The organism is Mycobacterium sp. NGS19, from assembly GCF_059813155.1.
Genome location: NZ_JCALEB010000003.1, coordinates 307568 through 324921, shown reverse-complemented (window position 1 = coordinate 324921; position 17354 = coordinate 307568). Strand labels below are relative to the sequence as shown.

At 64.8% G+C, this 17354-nt stretch carries 18 protein-coding genes; 12 read left to right on the top strand and 6 right to left on the bottom strand.

What is annotated here, in order from left to right; genetic code table 11:
* Both AC5Y4N_RS11365 and AC5Y4N_RS11360 read left to right on the top strand, forming a co-directional pair.
* Nucleotides 1-402, top strand: a complete 402-nt coding sequence (locus tag AC5Y4N_RS11365) for a DUF302 domain-containing protein (protein ID WP_499907939.1) — start codon at nucleotides 1-3, stop codon at nucleotides 400-402.
* Between the two features lie 156 nt (nucleotides 403-558).
* Nucleotides 559-1110: a homocitrate synthase gene (locus AC5Y4N_RS11360; protein WP_499907940.1), complete on the top strand. Its 552-nt coding sequence runs from the start codon at nucleotides 559-561 to the stop codon at nucleotides 1108-1110.
* Between the two features lie 31 nt (nucleotides 1111-1141).
* Here the strand turns inward: AC5Y4N_RS11360 and AC5Y4N_RS11355 are convergent, their stop codons facing one another.
* Entirely contained in the window at nucleotides 1142-2629 is a 1488-nt protein-coding gene (locus AC5Y4N_RS11355; RefSeq protein ID WP_499907941.1) for a cytochrome P450, read from the bottom strand.
* Between the two features lie 113 nt (nucleotides 2630-2742).
* Here AC5Y4N_RS11355 and AC5Y4N_RS11350 point away from each other — a divergent pair, with 113 nt between their 5' ends.
* Nucleotides 2743-3384, top strand: coding sequence for a TetR/AcrR family transcriptional regulator (locus AC5Y4N_RS11350; RefSeq protein WP_499907942.1), 642 nt, complete (start codon nucleotides 2743-2745; stop codon nucleotides 3382-3384).
* Nucleotides 3385-3394: 10 nt separating this feature from the next.
* Nucleotides 3395-4240 (top strand): SDR family oxidoreductase, encoded by an 846-nt coding sequence (locus AC5Y4N_RS11345; protein WP_499907943.1) that lies wholly within the window; start codon nucleotides 3395-3397, stop codon nucleotides 4238-4240.
* Here AC5Y4N_RS11345 and AC5Y4N_RS11340 read toward each other — a convergent pair.
* Together AC5Y4N_RS11340 and AC5Y4N_RS11335 are read right to left on the bottom strand one after the other, a co-directional pair.
* Complete coding sequence (locus AC5Y4N_RS11340; protein WP_499907944.1) at nucleotides 4215-5282, bottom strand: DNA polymerase IV; 1068 nt, start codon at nucleotides 5280-5282, stop codon at nucleotides 4215-4217. The genes AC5Y4N_RS11345 and AC5Y4N_RS11340 overlap by 26 nt on opposite strands.
* Before the next feature lie 28 nt (nucleotides 5283-5310).
* Nucleotides 5311-5913 (bottom strand): TetR/AcrR family transcriptional regulator, encoded by a 603-nt coding sequence (locus AC5Y4N_RS11335; RefSeq protein WP_499907945.1) that lies wholly within the window; start codon nucleotides 5911-5913, stop codon nucleotides 5311-5313.
* Between the two features lie 87 nt (nucleotides 5914-6000).
* On the opposite strand from AC5Y4N_RS11335, the gene AC5Y4N_RS11330 reads away from it, so the two are divergent.
* From AC5Y4N_RS11330 to nrdE, 4 genes are all read left to right on the top strand, one after another.
* Nucleotides 6001-6543 (top strand): NAD(P)H-dependent oxidoreductase, encoded by a 543-nt coding sequence (locus tag AC5Y4N_RS11330; protein WP_499907946.1) that lies wholly within the window; start codon nucleotides 6001-6003, stop codon nucleotides 6541-6543.
* A 399-nt stretch (nucleotides 6544-6942) separates the two neighbouring features.
* Complete coding sequence (locus tag AC5Y4N_RS11325) at nucleotides 6943-7179, top strand: redoxin NrdH (protein ID WP_499907947.1); 237 nt, start codon at nucleotides 6943-6945, stop codon at nucleotides 7177-7179.
* Nucleotides 7180-7207: 28 nt separating this feature from the next.
* Nucleotides 7208-7660, top strand: coding sequence for a class Ib ribonucleoside-diphosphate reductase assembly flavoprotein NrdI (gene nrdI, locus AC5Y4N_RS11320; RefSeq protein ID WP_499907948.1), 453 nt, complete (start codon nucleotides 7208-7210; stop codon nucleotides 7658-7660).
* On the top strand, nucleotides 7627-9801 hold the full coding sequence (gene nrdE / locus AC5Y4N_RS11315) for a class 1b ribonucleoside-diphosphate reductase subunit alpha (protein ID WP_499907949.1): 2175 nt from the start codon (nucleotides 7627-7629) through the stop codon (nucleotides 9799-9801). The genes nrdI and nrdE overlap by 34 nt, the downstream gene beginning before the upstream one ends.
* 29 nt (nucleotides 9802-9830) lie before the next feature.
* On the opposite strand, the gene AC5Y4N_RS11310 is transcribed toward nrdE, so the two are convergent.
* Both AC5Y4N_RS11310 and AC5Y4N_RS11305 read right to left on the bottom strand, forming a co-directional pair.
* Nucleotides 9831-10088, bottom strand: a complete 258-nt coding sequence (locus tag AC5Y4N_RS11310) for a hypothetical protein (RefSeq protein ID WP_499907950.1) — start codon at nucleotides 10086-10088, stop codon at nucleotides 9831-9833.
* 79 nt (nucleotides 10089-10167) lie between these two features.
* Complete coding sequence (locus tag AC5Y4N_RS11305; RefSeq protein ID WP_499907951.1) at nucleotides 10168-11349, bottom strand: geranylgeranyl reductase family protein; 1182 nt, start codon at nucleotides 11347-11349, stop codon at nucleotides 10168-10170.
* A gap of 128 nt (nucleotides 11350-11477) precedes the next feature.
* Here AC5Y4N_RS11305 and AC5Y4N_RS11300 point away from each other — a divergent pair, with 128 nt between their 5' ends.
* A complete protein-coding gene (locus AC5Y4N_RS11300) occupies nucleotides 11478-12221 on the top strand; it encodes a TetR/AcrR family transcriptional regulator (RefSeq protein WP_499907952.1) in 744 nt (247 codons plus the stop codon).
* Nucleotides 12222-12233: 12 nt separating this feature from the next.
* Here the strand turns inward: AC5Y4N_RS11300 and AC5Y4N_RS11295 are convergent, their stop codons facing one another.
* Nucleotides 12234-13832 carry an MFS transporter gene (locus tag AC5Y4N_RS11295; protein ID WP_499907953.1) on the bottom strand — a complete coding sequence of 533 codons (1599 nt, stop codon included), beginning with the start codon at nucleotides 13830-13832 and terminating at the stop codon, nucleotides 12234-12236.
* A 100-nt stretch (nucleotides 13833-13932) separates the two neighbouring features.
* Between AC5Y4N_RS11295 and AC5Y4N_RS11290 the strand changes: the two genes are divergently transcribed.
* The 3 genes from AC5Y4N_RS11290 (at nucleotide 13933) to nrdF (ending at nucleotide 17251) form a co-directional block, all read left to right on the top strand.
* A complete protein-coding gene (locus AC5Y4N_RS11290; protein ID WP_499907954.1) occupies nucleotides 13933-14595 on the top strand; it encodes a TetR/AcrR family transcriptional regulator in 663 nt (220 codons plus the stop codon).
* A gap of 58 nt (nucleotides 14596-14653) precedes the next feature.
* Nucleotides 14654-16216 carry a flavin-containing monooxygenase gene (locus AC5Y4N_RS11285; protein ID WP_499907955.1) on the top strand — a complete coding sequence of 521 codons (1563 nt, stop codon included), beginning with the start codon at nucleotides 14654-14656 and terminating at the stop codon, nucleotides 16214-16216.
* 72 nt (nucleotides 16217-16288) lie between these two features.
* Nucleotides 16289-17251: a class 1b ribonucleoside-diphosphate reductase subunit beta gene (gene nrdF / locus AC5Y4N_RS11280; protein WP_499908077.1), complete on the top strand. Its 963-nt coding sequence runs from the start codon at nucleotides 16289-16291 to the stop codon at nucleotides 17249-17251.
* Nucleotides 17252-17354 lie beyond the last annotated feature (103 nt).

Genomic DNA, 17354 nt, shown 5'->3' with positions numbered 1-17354 from the left:
GTGAACATTGCTTTGTCAACCGCGCTGCGCACGTCGTTCGAGGATGCAGTCGAAAAGACCCGGGCTGCGCTCGCCCAGAACGGGTTCGGGGTACTCACCGAGATCGACGTCAAGTCGACGCTCAAGGAGAAGATCGGCGTCGACATGGAGGCCTACCTCATCCTGGGGGCGTGCAACCCACCGCTGGCACATCGAGCCGTCGATGCCGATCGCCAGATCGGCCTGCTACTGCCGTGCAATGTCGTCGTGCGAGAAGACCCCGACACCCCGGGCACAGTCCTGGTTGAGGCAATGAACCCGAAGGTCCTGGTGGACGTCACCGAAAACGCCGGCCTGCAACCAGTCGCCGACGAGGTTACGAAGAAGCTGCAGGATGCCATCGATTCGCTAGCTACCAGCTGATTCGGTTGCACCGACTGCGCAGCAGCGTCTATTGTCGGCGACGTGCCTAGGCTTCTCGTAGTAGCGGCCCGCAGCGGGGTCTGATTCAGGCCGACCCCCCGCTGTGGGTCGAGCTACTACGTCGGTCATCTTCCTTCGATCCGAGGACCGGCACCCATGACACCTTCACCGAGCACCGACACCGCGGCTCACGCCTACGACTCACCGTCGAGCCGTTTCCGCGTTCCCCTGCCGCGGGGGCTTCGCGAGGACGCCGAGCACATGTCGTGGGAGATATTCACCGCCACCTACAGTCCCGTCTCCGGCCCGCTGCGGCTCGGTTCGTTCACCTGTGCGGATGCCGACAAGCCGGCCACCCGGCTCGGACCTCAGCCGCGGATCTATCACGCGACCTTTGCGATCGGCGACCGCATCGAGACCGCCACCGTCGCGTCCACCGGGGCCGTCGACGCATTGATCTCTATGTTGTTCGGCTGCGGGATCTTCATCGACATGCTGCGCTTCCACCAGCTCGAGTCCGGAACCCACACCGCCACGTTCATCCAAGGCACCGACGGCCAGCACGTCCAATGGGCAATGGGCTGGGCGGAGGACAAGACCGAGTCGGCGCTGCGCGCGATCATCGCGTGCGCCAATCGCTTGATGTCGGTCGCGTGGTACACCGAGCTCGACGTCGACGCGAAGAAGTTCACCTGGCGGCGTCGATGAGCGCTTGCGCGAAAAGCGACAAGCGCCGAAATCACCGGCCGGTGAGCGGCCGCAGCACGATCGGCATGCCGTCCATCGGCACCGGCATGCCCGCGTAATCCCAGCGAGCCTTGTAGTCGGGCCGTGGCAGCTCGAGCCGGTAGTGGCGCAACAGCCGGTGCAAGATCGTCTTGATCTCCAGCTGGCCGAACACCATGCCGATGCACTTGTGCGCGCCACCGCCGAACGGGGTGAACGCGTAGCGGTGCCGCTTGTGCTCGTTGCGCGGTTCGGTGAAGCGCTCCGGATCGAACTTCAGGGGGTCCGTCCAGATCTCGGGCAGCCGGTGATTCATCCCCGGGTACGCGATGACCTGGGTGCCCTCGGGAATGTAGTAGCCCAGCAGGTCGGTGTCCCGCACGGTCTGGCGCATGGCCCACTGCACAGGCGTCACCAACCGGATCGACTCGTTCATCACAAGGTCCAGCGACTCCAGCTTCTCTAGTGAGTCGATGTCCAGCGGCCCGTCGCCAAGCCGGTCCGATTCGTCGCGGCAGCGATCCTGCCATTCTGGGTGCGCCGCAAGGTTGTACACCATCGTCGTCGCGGTCGACGTGGACGTGTCGTGTGCGGCCATCATCAAGAAGATCATGTGGTTGACGATGTCCTCGTCAGAGAACCGGTTGCCGTCTTCGTCTTCGGTCTGGCACAGCACGGTCAGCAGGTCGTTGCCTTCCTTGCCGCGGCGTTCGGCGACCCGCTCTTCGAAATAGTTCTCCAGGAGCCGGCGCGCCCGCAGTCCGCGCCACCACTTGAACGGCGGCACGCTGGTGCGGATGATCGCGTTTCCTGCGCGGGTGGTTACGGCAAACGCGTTGTTCACCTTGGTCACCAGCTCTTTGTCGGTGCCCGGTTCGTGGCCCATGAACACCATCGACGCGATGTCGAGGGTCAGCTCCTTCATCGCCGGATACAGCAGAAACCGCGCGTCATTGGCCACCCAGTCCCGCACGACGACCTGAGACACGACCTTGTCCATCTGCTCGACATAGCCGACGAGCCGGGAGCGGACGAACGCCTCCTGCATGATCCGCCGGTGATACATGTGCTCGTCGAAATCGAGCAGCATCAGCCCGCGGTGGAAGAACGGGCCGATCACCGGTACCCAGCCCTGCTGCGAGTAATCCTTGTTGCGGTTGGAATAGATGACCTGCGCGGCGTCCGGCCCCAGCGCCGCGACACCGGGCAGCACCGGCGAATCGCCGAACACGACGGGGCCTTTGGTCCTGTACAGATGCAGCATGTAGTCCGGGCCGCCGCGCAGCATTTCGATCATGTGCCCGAGGATGGGCAGTCCCGCGTCGCCCACGACCGGCTTCAGCCCGCTGCCCGGCGGCGGATCGGCAAGCTTTTTCTGCGGGAAATCCGTTTGGAGAAGTTTGCGTTCGACCGCACCCATGCCAGGGAAGTTGTTGAACGATGGCGTCAACCGGCGCTTCGCCTGATCGATCAAATAATCCCGGGTACTGATGGTCGCCATGCGTTCTCCCGCCGTTGAAGTGTGTGGTCGAGGTCACTCGGCTTTATCCTGACGGGCATACTTGACGGCTGTCAAGTTTGTCGTCGACCAGCGGTGATGGAACAGTGCAAGGCATGACTGCTGAGCCCGCACAGTCGGCCGCCCGCCGCAGCCGCGGCGACCGGCAGCGCGAGGCGATCGTCACCGCGGTCCGAGAACTGTTGCAGGAGCAGTCCTTTGCGGACTTGTCGGTCAGTGCGATCAGCGAGCGGGCCGGCATCGCCAGGTCCGGGTTCTACTTCTACTTCGACTCGAAATACGACGTGCTGGCCCTGATCCTGGCCGAGGCCACACATGAGCTCGAGGAGCTCACGCACTACTTCGCGCCGCGGGGCGCCGACGAGACGCCGGCCGAGTTCGCCACGCGGATGGTCGGCAGCGCCGCCGCGGTTTTCGCGCACAACGATCCGGTGATGACGGCGTGCAACAACGCCCGCAATACCGACGCCAAGATCCGCGAGATCCTCGACGGTCAGATCGACACCGTGATCGACCAGATCGTGCGCGTCGTCGAGGCCGAATGCGCGGCCGGCACGGCGCGGCCTATCAGCGACGACATACCGGCATTGGTACGCACTCTCGGTGCAGCTACGGCGCTGATGCTCTCCGGCGACGCGACCTTCCTGGGCCCGGACCGCGACGTGCAACGTGGGCTGCGAGTGCTCGAACGGCTGTGGCTCGCGGCACTGTGGGGCGGTGCGGGCGATACCCGGTAGGGTCACGCCCGTGGCGCAGGGGTTCGCAGGAAAACGGGTTTTCTTGACGGGCGCGGCCAGCGGCATCGGCCGGGCGACCGCACTGAAGTTGGCGGCCGACGGCGCCGAGTTGTACCTCACCGACCGTGACGCGGACGGCCTCGCCACCACCGTCGCCGACGCCCGCGCACTGGGCGCCACGGTGGCCGAGCACCGCGCGCTCGACATATCCGACTATGACGAAGTCGCCCGCTTCGCCGCCGACATCCACACGGCCCATCCGAGCATGGACATCGTCATGAACATCGCGGGCGTGTCGGCATGGGGGACCGTCGACCAGCTCACCCACGACCAGTGGAGCTCGATGATTTCGATCAACCTCATGGGGCCGATCCACGTGATCGAGACGTTCGTGCCGCCGATGGTGGCCGCGGGTCGCGGCGGGCATCTGGTGAACGTATCGTCGGCTGCTGGATTGGTGGCATTGCCGTGGCATTCCGCTTATAGCGCAAGCAAATTCGGACTGCGGGGGTTGTCTGAGGTGTTGCGCTTCGACCTCGCGCGCCACCGGATCGGTGTGTCGGTGGTGGTGCCAGGAGCTGTCAACACCCCGCTGGTGAATACGGTGGAGATCGCCGGTGTCGACCGGAACAACCCGCGGGTGCAGCGCTTAGTCAGTCGGTTCACCGGGCATGCAGTCGCGCCGGAGGCGGTCGCCGACAAAATACTGGCCGGAGTTCGCAAGAACCGCTTCCTGATCTACACGTCCAACGACATACGCGCGCTGTACATGTTCAAGCGGTTTGCGTGGTGGCCGTACAGCATCGCAATGCGAGTGGCCAACGACACCTTCACCCGCGTGATGCCGCGGACGTGATCGGCGCGGGCGCCGCCAACTCCAGGCGCACGCCCAACAGCCGCACCGGCCGGTCCAGCTCGAAGAGGTTGAGGACACCCAATGCCGCCGGCACGACCACGTCGGGGTCGACCGTCGGCTTCGGCAGCTTGCGGATCTTGGTGCGGGTGAAGAACGTCGACGTGCGGACGGTGACAGCGACACGCGTGACGATCCGCGACTCCGCAGTCACCTCGGCGAGTGTGCGACGCGCCAAATCGGCTATCGCTGCGTCCATTTCGGTGCGATCGGTCAAGTCGCGCGGAAAGGTGATCACGTGGCTGCGCGATCGCGGGATCCACGGCTTGGCGCTCACGGTGGTGTCGCCACCACCCTTGGCCAACAACAGCAACCACAGCCCGATTGTCGGGCCGAAGGCGCACGTAAGTGCGTCGGCGTCCGTCGCAGCGAGTTGGGAAACTGACGTAATCCCCATCGCCGCAAGCCTTTTGGCGGTTTTCGGGCCGACGCCCCACAGTGCGTCGACCGCGCGGTCGCCCATCACCGCCATCCAGTTCGCATCGGTGAGCGCGAAGATGCCGCCCGGCTTGGCGAATCCGGTCGCCACCTTCGCGCGTTGCTTGTTGTCGCTGATGCCGACCGAACACGACAGCTGCGCCTCCGCGGCGATCGTCGCGCGGATGCGCTCGGCCAGCTCCACCGGGTCATCCACGTCGGCGCCCACATACGCCTCGTCCCAGCCCCACACCTCGACCGGAAAACCCAAGTTGCGCAACAGGTTCATCACCTCTTCGGAGGCGGCGTCATAGGCGGCGGGATCCGACGGCAGGAACGTCGCATCTGGGCACTTGCGCGCCGCGGTGCGCAGCGGCATCCCCGCATGCACGCCGAACTCGCGGGCCGCGTAAGACGCGCAGGTGACGACTTTGCGCGGCTCTGTCGGGTCTCCGCTGCCGCCGACGATGACCGGCAATCCCGCTAGTTCGGGATGGCGCCGCTCCTCGACGGCCGCGAGGAACTGGTCGAGGTCGACATGCAGAATCCAGCGCGGCGAATTCGTCATCGGTGCCGTCTGCTCTTCGCGCGAGCGCTCATCGTCCGCACAACTTGCGCGCGACGTCTTCCCAACGGTCCCCGAGGGTGTCGAGCGCCAAGCCGGCGTCGCGCAGCTGATGAGCGACATAACTGGGCTCGAGAAGCGCTAAAAGCGCGTCGGCCTGGGCGTCGAGACTTCCGGTTGTTCCGGCCGCCTCGAGCAGAACGCGGACATGGGTGCGATGCAGGGTGGCCGGCGCGTTGTAGCGGGTCTGCGGGTCGCGGGCAGCGTCGCACAGCACGCCGAGGTGCTCGGCGACGAAAGTCAACCGCGCGCGGCCGTATGCCAGCAGGCGGTCCAGCGCAGGCGCGCCGGGCCCCAGCGGCGGCGGGCCGGACAGAAAGGCCCGCTGGAGCGCCTGCTCGTCCTCGTCGAGCAGCACGACCATCAACCCGGCGCGGCTGCCGAATCGGCGGAACAGTGTGCCCTTGCCGACGCCCGCCTCGGCGGCGATGTCGTCCATCTTCACCGCATCCGGGCCGCGCTCGGCGATGAGCCGCCGCGCCGCACCCAACAGCAGTTCGCGATTGCGGGCAGCGTCGCCGCGTTCCTGTGTGGTCTGGTCTGAGACGCGCAGCGGCTCGTGGGCGGCGACCATGCTTGACTTTAACTCAGCTGGAACAATTCGGACTGTGGTCCGGTTAGGGCATGCGAGGATCGACTCGAACGGCGGAAGGATCATCACATGTCGGACATCAGGGTGCTGGTCTTGGTCGGAAGCCTGCGCGCCGCCTCGGTCAACCGTCAGATCGCCGAGCTCGCGGCAGCCAATGCGCCGGAAGGTGCTGCCGTGACGCTGTACGAGGGGCTCGGCGAGCTGCCGTTCTACAACGAAGACATCGACGGCCAAACGGCGCCGGCGGCGGCCGGCAGGCTGCGCGCCGCGGTTGCCGACGCCGACGCCCTGTTGGTGATCACCCCCGAATACAACGGCGGCATCCCGGCCGTGGTCAAGAATGCGATCGACTGGTTGTCGCGGCCGTACGGCCAAAGTGCAGTCGCCGGCAAGCCCGTCGCGGTGATCGGTGCAGCACTCGGCCGCTACGGCGGGGTGTGGGCGCACGACGAAACGCGCAAGTCGTTCGGCATCGCCGGCGCCAACATCGTCGACGCGCTGGCACTGTCGGTGCCGATCGGATCGCTGGACGGCAAACATCCCGGGGAGAACGCCGCGCTCGTGGCCAACCTGCACGACGTGCTGCGGAAGCTTGTTGCTGAGTCTGGCTAACTAGTTTGCTATGCGGATGATCGCCGACGCTGCGGAGCGTCGGCGACCAACTTGTCGGTGCCTGGTGGTAGACCTGTCGTCAGGCTGCCCCAGCGACACGCCGAACGCGGCGCGACACGCCGTGGTCGGGCTCAGGCACCGGCTTACGACCAGGGAATTTCATCAATGTGGTTTCGAATATGTTGTATGTCCTCGCTTTGTGGGACACTAGGTGTAGTGTCCCAAGCACCGACAGACGCCGAGATGTTCGGGTCGACGGGAACGAGGATCCGGTGGTGAAAGCCCCGGTGCAGATCGGCCCCAGATCCGTCGAAATCTCGGAGTCCGGCGGTCCGCTGAGCCCCTGGGCTCTTGGTTTCGAGTGTCCGTGTCAACTTTCGCTGAGGAGCCGTACCGCCGATGACGATCACCGTGTACACCAAGCCCGCATGCGTGCAGTGCAACGCGACCTATAAGGCGCTGGACAAGCAGGGCATCTCTTATGACGTCGTGGACATCAGCCTCGACAGCGAGGCGCGCGACTACGTGATGGCTCTGGGATACCTGCAGGCACCGGTGGTGGTGGCGGGCAGCGAGCACTGGTCGGGTTTTCGGCCGGACCGCATCAAGGCTCTGGCGGGCGCGCTGAGCGCCTGACGCCGAGGCCGTAGCGAAGGAGGTTCAAGTGAGTCCGCACGGCGGGTTGGTGTACTTCTCCAGCGTCTCGGAGAACACCCACCGGTTCGTGCAGAAGCTCGGGTTGCCGGCCACCCGGATTCCACTGCACGGGCGGATCCGGGTGGACCAGCCTTACGTGCTGGTCCTGCCCACCTACGGCGGAGGCCGCGCGACGCCGGACATCGGTGCCGGCGGCTACGTGCCCAAGCAGGTCATCGCCTTCCTCAACGACGAACACAATCGGTCGCTGTTGCGCGGAGTCATCGCGGCCGGCAACACCAATTTCGGCGCGGAGTACTGCTATGCGGGCGACGTCGTGTCACGCAAGTGCAAGGTGCCGTATCTCTACCGCTTTGAATTGATGGGCACCGACGAGGACGTGCACGCCGTCCGTGCGGGCCTGGCTGAGTTCTGGAAGGACGCAACGTGCCACCAACCGTCACAACTGCAGAGCCTGTAGCGGCCACGTCCAGCGCGGGGCATCCGTCGACGGAGACGGATTACCACGCGCTGAACGCGATGCTGAATCTGTACGGGCCCGACGGCAAGATTCAGTTCGACAAGGACGTGCAGGCCGCGCGCCAGTACTTCCTGCAGCACGTCAACCAGAACACGGTGTTCTTCCACAACCTCGACGAGAAGCTGGACTATCTCGTGGAGGAGAACTACTACGAAGCCGAGGTGCTCGAGCAGTACTCGCGGGAGTTCGTCAAGTCGCTGTTCGACCGCGCCTATGCCAAGAAGTTTCGGTTCCCGACGTTTCTCGGCGCGTTCAAGTACTACACCTCCTACACGCTGAAGACATTCGACGGAAAGCGGTACCTCGAGCGGTTCGAAGACCGGGTGTGCATGGTGGCGTTGACGCTCGCAGCGGGCGACACCGACTTGGCGGAGAAACTGGTCGACGAGATCATCGACGGCCGATTCCAGCCGGCGACTCCGACGTTCCTCAACTCGGGCAAAAAGCAACGCGGCGAGCCAGTTTCGTGCTTTCTCCTTCGCGTCGAGGATTGCATGGAGTCCATCGGCCGGGCCATCAACTCGGCGCTGCAGTTGTCGAAGCGTGGCGGTGGAGTTGCGTTGCTGCTCACCAACATTCGCGAGCACGGCGCGCCGATCAAGAACATCGAGAACCAGAGCTCGGGCGTCATCCCGATCATGAAGCTGCTCGAGGACTCGTTCTCCTACGCGAACCAGCTCGGTGCGCGCCAGGGTGCAGGTGCGGTGTATCTGCATGCCCACCACCCCGACATCTACCGCTTCTTGGACACCAAGCGGGAGAACGCCGACGAGAAGATCCGCATCAAGACGCTGTCGCTGGGTGTGGTGATTCCCGACATCACGTTCGAGCTGGCCAAGAAGAACGAGGACATGTACCTGTTCTCGCCCTACGACGTCGAGCGGGTGTACGGCGTGCCGTTCGCGGACATCTCGGTCACCGAGAAGTACTACGAGATGGTCGACGACGCGCGAATCCGCAAGAGCAAGATCAAAGCGCGCGAGTTCTTCCAGACGCTGGCGGAGCTGCAGTTCGAGTCCGGCTATCCGTACATCATGTTCGAGGACACGGTGAACCGGGCCAACCCGATCGAGGGCAAGATCACGCACTCCAACCTGTGTTCGGAGATCCTGCAGGTGTCGACGCCCTCGGAGTTCAACGAGGATCTGACGTACAAGAGGGTCGGCAAAGACATCTCGTGCAACCTCGGGTCGCTGAACATCGCCAAGGCCATGGACTCGCCGGACTTTGCGCAGACCATCGAGGTGGCTATCCGGGCGTTGACGGCGGTGAGCGATCAGACGTCGATCAAGTCGGTGCCGTCAATCGAACAGGGCAACAACGACTCTCACGCGATCGGGCTCGGGCAGATGAACCTGCACGGGTATTTGGCGCGCGAGCGGATCTACTACGGGTCCGAAGAGGGCATCGACTTCACCAACATCTACTTCTACACGGTGCTCTACCACGCATTGCGGGCGTCCAACAAGCTCGCGATCGAACGCGGCACGCACTTCAAGGGCTTCGAGCGGTCGAAGTACGCGTCGGGAGAGTTCTTCGACAAGTACACCGACCAGGTGTGGGAGCCGAAGACGTCGAAGGTGCGAAAGCTGTTCGCGGACGCCGGCATTGCGATTCCGACGCAAGCGGATTGGCGGGAGCTCAAGGCGTCGGTGCAAAAGCACGGCATCTACAACCAGAACCTGCAAGCGGTGCCGCCGACGGGGTCGATCTCGTACATCAACCACTCGACCAGCTCGATCCATCCGATCGTGAGCAGAATCGAGATCCGCAAGGAGGGCAAGATCGGGCGGGTTTACTACCCGGCGCCCTACATGACCAACGACAACCTCGAGTACTACGAGGACGCATACGAGATCGGCTACGAGAAGATCATCGACACGTATGCCGCTGCCACGCAGCACGTCGACCAAGGGCTGAGCCTGACGTTGTTCTTCAAGGACACGGCGACCACGCGGGATGTGAACAAGGCGCAGATCTACGCCTGGCGCAAAGGAATCAAGACTCTGTACTACATCCGGCTGCGGCAAATGGCCTTGGAGGGAACCGAAGTCGAGGGTTGCGTCAGCTGCATGCTGTAGCGGCCTGCCGCTTCACGGTAGCGCTTCGCTCAGTTCACCCTCGGTGAGGCGGTCTGCTGCCACGGCACCCTGATCCACGGGTTCTGCCACAGCTGCGACTGCCACAGCGGGGACTGCCAGAACCGCTGCTGCCAGAACTCACACGGCACGAATTGTTCGGCAGGACACCATTGACGGTCCGCCGGACCAGTCCCCGGGTCGGCCGTGGCAACGGTCGGCAAGCCGATGCCCGACAACGCCACACCAGCGCCCACAACTGCCGCACCGACGATTGCCCGCATCCGCATACCGAAATGGTGCGCCGAGTGGGCAGCTGATACACGCGTTTCGCGAAAAAGCGTGGCTCAAGTGGCCACTCGGCACCAGTCAGTAGGTGTGCTGCGGGCCTTGCGCTTTTTTGTACATCCGCTTGAGCAGAAAGTCGCGCACGCGGCCGTTGTCGAGCACCTTGATTCCGGCGTTGGCGATGGCCGGGATGCCGGCCAGCTTGTGGAAGTAGCGGCCGCGGCGATACTCCCGACCCCACGCCTCTTCCATGCGCAGCGCGTAGTTGGTGAAGTCGTCGGGCCCGCCGTTCTGCAGCGCCATCACCGCGCATTCGCCTGCGGCCAAGCCTGATTCGAGCGCCTTGGAGATGCCCGCACCCGACGCCGGCTTGCCGGCCCCCAGCGAGTCGCCGGTGAACAGCACACCGGGACGCCATGGCGGCCACGCCGTGAAGCCCATCGGCAGCCGCCAGGCCCGCACGCTCTTGTTCTTCTTGAGCTCCTCGATCGGCGGCAGGTCCCATTCGGCTGGCAGCGACCGCAGGAACTCGCCCAAGAATTGCGTGGCGTTGATCTGCTGCCAGTTCTTGTAGCTGTTCACGTACCCCAGGCCGATGTTGAACCGCCCGGAGCCCATGGGGAAAACCCAGCCGTAGCCGGGCAATTGGTCGCCCCGGAAGGCCAGTTTCAGATAGATGTCGAGGCTGTCGGAGTCAGGGCGGTTCGCATACATCTCCGAGCGAATCGCGATCGCCGAGTATCCGTTGTATTCAGAGTCGATCTTCAGTGCGCGCTTGATCGGAGAGTACGCACCGTCGGCGGCGATCACGGCGTCGCCGTACACCTTCTCGCCGCTCTTGAGCGTCACGCCGATGACCCTGCCGTTGTCATCGACGATCGGCCCGGTGACTTCGGCGGACTGCCGCACCTCGGCCCCGGCCGACTCTGCGTGCTTGAGCAGCAACGTATCCAGCTCGGTGCGGCTGACGGTGTGTCCGTGATCAGGCATGCCCGGGCGCTTGGGGAACGACAGCTCCCACTGGCTGGGGCTGAAGACCGTCACTCTGTTGACGCGGTGGAATTTGGCCACTTCGCTGGCCAGGCCCATCTTCTGCAGATAGCTGACCGCGCGGGCGGTCAGGCCGTCACCGCACGGCTTGTCGCGCGGGAATTCGGCCTTGTCCAAGACCACGACATTGGCCCCGGCCTGCACGGCCTGCCATGCTGCGGCCGACCCGGACGGTCCGCCGCCTGCTATGACCAGGTCGTAGTGCTGCGTCATCGATCTCGCAATCGGTAATCGGATTTGATCCCGAATAGTACCCACGACCCGCGCATACAATTCGCCCCGCGACAGTCGGAAAGCGCTTATGAGCAGGTCAGCAGCCTGATACGGGTAGAGTGTTGCCCGTGCGCAGACCGGCGATGCCCAGACCCAGCGTGACCGCGGGCGGCAAGGTGGACGCCCGCAGCGAACGCTGGCGCGAGCACCGCAAGAAGGTGCGCGCCCAGATCGTCGACGCCGCGTTCCGTGCCCTCGACAAGCGCGGCCCTGAGCTGTCGATCCGCGAGATCGCCGAGGAGGCCGGTACCGCCAAGCCCAAGATCTACCGGCACTTCACCGACAAGTCCGACCTTTTCCAGGCCATCGGGGAGCGGCTGCGCGACATGCTGTGGTCGGCCATCTTCCCGTCGATCGACCTGTCCACCGACTCGGTGCGCGAGATCATCCGCAGCAGTGTCGAACACTACGTCGACCTGGTCGACCAGCATCCCAACGTGCTGCGGTTCCTCATTCAGGGCCGCTTTGTCGAGCAGACGGAGTCCACGATGCGGACCCTGAACGAGGGCCGCGAGATCACGCTCGAGATGGCCGCGTTGTTCAGCAACGAGCTGCGGGAGATGGAACTCGATCCGGCCGCCCTGGAGCTGGCGGCGTTCGCGACGTTCGGCTCAGCAGCGTCGGCGACGGACTGGTGGCTGGGCCCGAATGCCGACAGCCCGCGACGGATGGCGCGCGAGAAGTTCATCGAGCACCTGACCACGGTGATGCTGAGCGTGATCACGGGGACCAGCGAACTTCTCGGCATCAAGCTCGACGCCGAGCGGCCGATCAGCGAAGCGGTTCCGCTGCCCAGCCACTCGGTCGCCTGACGTCGCCGCGGGTCAGAGGCCGACGGGCACGACGGCGTCGGAGTTCTGCCCGCGCCGCACGAACATCGCGAGCACCGCGCCCACGCCGGCCGCAGCCGCTGCGACCACAAGTGACGTGTGCAGCCCTGCCATGAACGCGTTGTGGCTGCCCTCGGCGATCGCGGCCGACAGCGGGGCCGGCGCGCCGGGTATCGACGGTGCCACTCCTTGTGCGACGAGCTGCTTGGCCGCAATCAGCTTGGCCGCCAACGGTTCTGGGGTTCCAGCGGCCGTCAGCTCACCCGGCAGCGCCGCACCCACGCGGCTGCTCAGCACCGAGCCGAGGATCGTCGTACCCAGCACTCCGCCCAACTGCACGGCGGTGCTCTGCAGGCCGCCGGCCACCCCGGCGTCGTCGACGCTGGCGTTGCCGACGATCGCGTCCGAGCTCGCCGTCAGCACCAGCCCGATACCCGCGCCGAGCAGCGCAAACGCCGGCCACAGCGCGTCATAGCCGGAATCGGTCTGCAGACCCGTGAGCAGGAACAGGGCAGCCGCCACGGCGCCGAGCCCCGCGACCATGGCCGGACGCGGTCCGAACCTTTCGGTGACCAGGCCGCTCATCGGGGCCGACACCATCAGTGCCAAGCTCAGCGGCAGCGTCCGTACGCCCGACTCGACAGGCGACATCCCGTGCACGTTCTGCAGATACAGCGTCATGAAGAACAGCGCCCCGAAGAGTGCGAAGAAGTTGATGACGACCACAGCCGTTCCGATGGACAGCGACCGGTTGGCGAAAAGGTGCATGGGAACCAGCGGCTCCGGCGACCGCAACTCGATCATCACGAACGCCGCCAGGGCCGCCAACCCGGCCACGATGAACGCCAACGTGCTGCCCGCCAGCCAGCCCCAGTTCTGCGCCTTGATCAGACCGAACACGATGAGGAACAACCCGCCGCTGAGCGCGGTGATGCCGGGCACGTCCAGCCGGTGGGCGTTCGTGCTGCGGCTCTCGACGATCGCCATGGCGCCAATGATCAAGGCGGCCACGGCAATTGGCGCGTTGATGTAGAACACCGACTCCCAGCTGACGTGTTCGACCAGAAGGCCGCCGACGATCGGGCCCGCAGCGATCGACACACCCGACGCGGCGCCCCAGATTCCCACGGCTGTGTTGAGCTTGTCGGCTGGGAAGGCGCTGCGGACGATGGCCAGCGTGCTCGGCATCAGCAATGCGCCGAAAACGCCCTGCAGCGCGCGCAGCGCGATCACCCCGGACACCGAGCCGACCAGCCCGATGCCGACCGACGTCAGCGCGAAGCCGGCCACGCCGATGAAAAACATCTCGCGACGGCCGAACCGGTCTCCCAGCTTGCCGCCGAAGATCAGCAGCGATGCCAGCGCCAGCAGGTAGGCGTCGGTGATCCATTGCAGATCCGACAGCGACGCGTGCAGGTCGGCCGCGATGCGCGGGTTGGCGATCGCCACCACCGACGCGTCGAGCCCGACCATGATGACGCCGATCGACACTGCGGCCAGCGTCCACCACGGGTGGCCTCGCAGGCCGCGCTTCTCGGGCGCCCGATGCCGACCGCCGTGGGTCAGCTCCGGCGCCATCGTTACGACTGACATATTTGCTCCGTTCCTTAAGTGGAGGACAACTGCCACTTACCGCTATCGACAATACGGATAAATGGACGCGCGCCTCCACTTCAGCGGGTAGTCTGGGCCTGTGATTTCAAGCGCAACGAGGCACGCGAAGAAAGCCAGGCCACTGCGCGCCGATGCTCAGCTCAACCGCGACCGCATCTTGTCGGCGGCCGCCAAAGTGTTCGCAGAGCGCGGTCTCGGAGTTCCGCTCGAAGAAATCGCACGTCGGGCCGGGGTAGGAGTGGCCACTCTGTACCGGCGGTTTCCCACCCGGGCCGACCTGGCAGAGGCGGCGTTCGAGCGCAGCATGTCGCAGTACACGGAGGCGGTAGACAGGGCGCTGGCCAATCCCCGCGCCGGCGACGGCTTCCGCGACCTGATCTTCGAGGTCTGCGAATTGCAAGCCCGCGACGCCGGTCTGCGGGACTTGCTCACCACCGCATTTCCGGCGACCAGCACGGTCGAGCAACAGACGGCCGAGGCCGTCGACAAGCTCAAGGCACTGATCGCGCGAGCGCAGGCCGAAGGTGCTGTGCGCGCCGACTTGGTGGTGGCTGACGTCGTCGTGTTGCTCTTGGCCAATTCCGGCGTACTGGCCGCGACGGCCACGGCTGCGCCGGATGTCTGGCGGCGGTTCGCCGCGCTGATGCTCGACGCGTTCCAAACCGGAACCTCGCAGCTGCCGGCGCCGCCCGACGAGCAGCAATTGCGTCGCTCCGTCGCACTTCTCACCGGTTCCGGGTGACGCCTACACTGTTCCGCAGTTACCCGGTACCGGCGTTCCCAGGAAAGGACGGACCGCCATGACTGTCGCCGAACCGAGCGTGGCCACCCGACCGGACGCTTCGCCCGTCCATACCCGCGCGCTGATCATCGGCACCGGCTTCTCCGGCCTCGGCATGGGCATCGCCCTGCAGAAGCAGGGGGTGGACTTTCTGATCCTGGAGAAGGCAGACGAGGTCGGGGGCACCTGGCGCGACAACACCTATCCAGGATGCGCCTGTGACGTCCCGTCGCACCTGTACTCCTTCTCCTTCGAGCCGAAGCCGACGTGGAGCAAGCTGTTCTCGCCGCAGCCGGAGATCTGGGATTACCTCAAGGGCGTCACCGACAAGTACGGGTTGCGCCGCTACATCAAGTTCAATGCCTTTGTCGACCGCGCGAATTGGGACGACGCCGAGTGCCGCTGGCATGTGTTCACCGCGGATGGCCAAGAGTACGTCGCGCAGTTCCTGATTTCCGGGGCCGGTGCACTGCACATACCGTTGATCCCCGACATCGACGGCAAGGACGTATTCCGCGGTGTCGCTTTCCATTCCGCGCAGTGGGACCACAGCGTCGACCTCGCGGGCAAGCGGGTTGCGGTGATCGGGACCGGAGCCAGTGCCATCCAGATCGTGCCCGAGATCGTCAAGGACGTCAGCGAACTGCAGCTCTACCAGCGCACGCCGCCGTGGGTGGTGCCGCGGCCCAACAAGCCGTTCCCGGAAAGCCTCAAGCGGGCCTTTGCAACTGTTCCGGGTTTGCGGCTGGCCGTTCGCGGCGGCATCTATTGGTGGCTCGAGGGGCTGGGGTTCGCGATGACCCGGCAGCCGGCACTGCTGCGGGCAGTCGAGCTGGTGGGCCGGTGGAACATCCGGCACCACGTCAAAGACAAGGAGCTGCGCCGCGAGCTGACTCCGACATACCGGGCAGGATGTAAGCGAATTCTTTACTCGCCCAACTACTATCAGGGCGTCGCGAACCCGAAGACGAAATTGATCACCGACCGGATCAACCGGATCACGCCGGACGGGATCGTCACCGCCGACGGCACCGAGCGCAAGGTCGACGTGATCGTCTACGCGACCGGATTTCACGTCACCGACTCCTACACCTACGTCGACGTCAAAGGCGCCGGGGGCGAAGACCTGGTGGATCGGTGGAACCGCGAAGGCGTCGTGGCACACCGCGGCGTCGCCGTGGCCGACGTGCCCAACCTGTTCTTCCTGCTCGGTCCCAACACCGGGCTCGGGCACACCTCGGTTGTGTTCATGATCGAGGCGCAGATTCGATACGTGGCCCAGGCGATCGCCGCGGTGGACAAGCGCGGTGCTCAGGCGCTGGCGCCTACCCGCGACGCCCAAAATCGTAAAAACGCCGAACTTCAGCAAAGGCTCGCCGGCTCTGTGTGGAACACCGGCGGATGCCGCAGCTGGTATCTCGACGAGCATGGCGTCAACCGGACTCTTTGGAGCGGGATGACGTGGGAATACTGGCGCGATACCCGCAAGCTGGACCCCAGCGAGTACCGCTTCTGGGACGGCCGAACCGACACGAAAAATCTAGATGTTGGGGTGCCGGAGGTTGTCGCGCCCCAGAGGTAGTGTCGGTGGCGCGCTATAGAACCGCTATAGGCACGTCAAAACTCCTTGGTGAAGTGGGGTCCCGTGAGCGACATGAAACTCATCGACCGCGTTTCGGCGATCAACTGGAACCGTCTCCAGGACGAAAAGGACGCCGAGGTCTGGGACCGGCTGACGGGCAACTTCTGGCTGCCCGAGAAGGTGCCGGTGTCCAACGACATCCCGTCGTGGAACACGCTCACCCCTGCTGAAAAGCAACTCACCATGCGGGTGTTCACCGGCCTGACGCTGCTCGACACCATTCAGGGCACGGTCGGCGCGGTCAGCCTCATCCCTGATGCGCTCACCCCACATGAAGAGGCCGTCTACACCAACATCGCGTTCATGGAGTCGGTGCACGCCAAGAGCTACAGCGCGATCTTCTCGACGCTCTGCTCGACGGCTGAGATCGACGACGCGTTCCGCTGGTCGGAGGAGAATCCGAACCTGCAGCGCAAGGCCGAAATCGTGATGGAGTACTACCGCGGCGACGAGCCCTTGAAGCGCAAGGTGGCCTCGACGCTGCTGGAAAGCTTCCTGTTCTACTCCGGCTTCTACTTGCCGATGTATTGGTCCAGCCGGGCCAAGCTGACCAACACCGCCGACATGATCCGGCTGATCATCCGCGACGAGGCCGTGCACGGCTACTACATCGGCTACAAGTACCAGCGCGGCCTGGCGCTCGAGGATTCGGCCAAGCAGCAGGAGCTCAAGGACTACACGTACGAGCTGCTGTTCGAGCTGTACGACAACGAGGTCGAGTACACCCAGGACCTCTACGACGAGGTCGGGCTGACCGAGGACGTCAAGAAGTTCCTGCGCTACAACGCCAACAAGGCGCTGATGAACCTCGGCTACGAGGCGCTGTTCCCGCGCGACGAGACCGACGTGAACCCGGCGATCCTGTCCGCGCTGAGCCCCAACGCCGACGAGAATCACGACTTCTTCTCGGGGTCGGGGTCGAGCTACGTCATCGGCAAGGCCGTCATCACCGAAGACGAGGACTGGGACTTCTAACGTCTATACGCAGAGCCTCTTACTTAGATGGCCAGCGTGAAGCGAGCTCCTTGCTCTACCCCCATCGGCGTGGCCTGCCAGCGCTCGCCTAACCACGTGACCG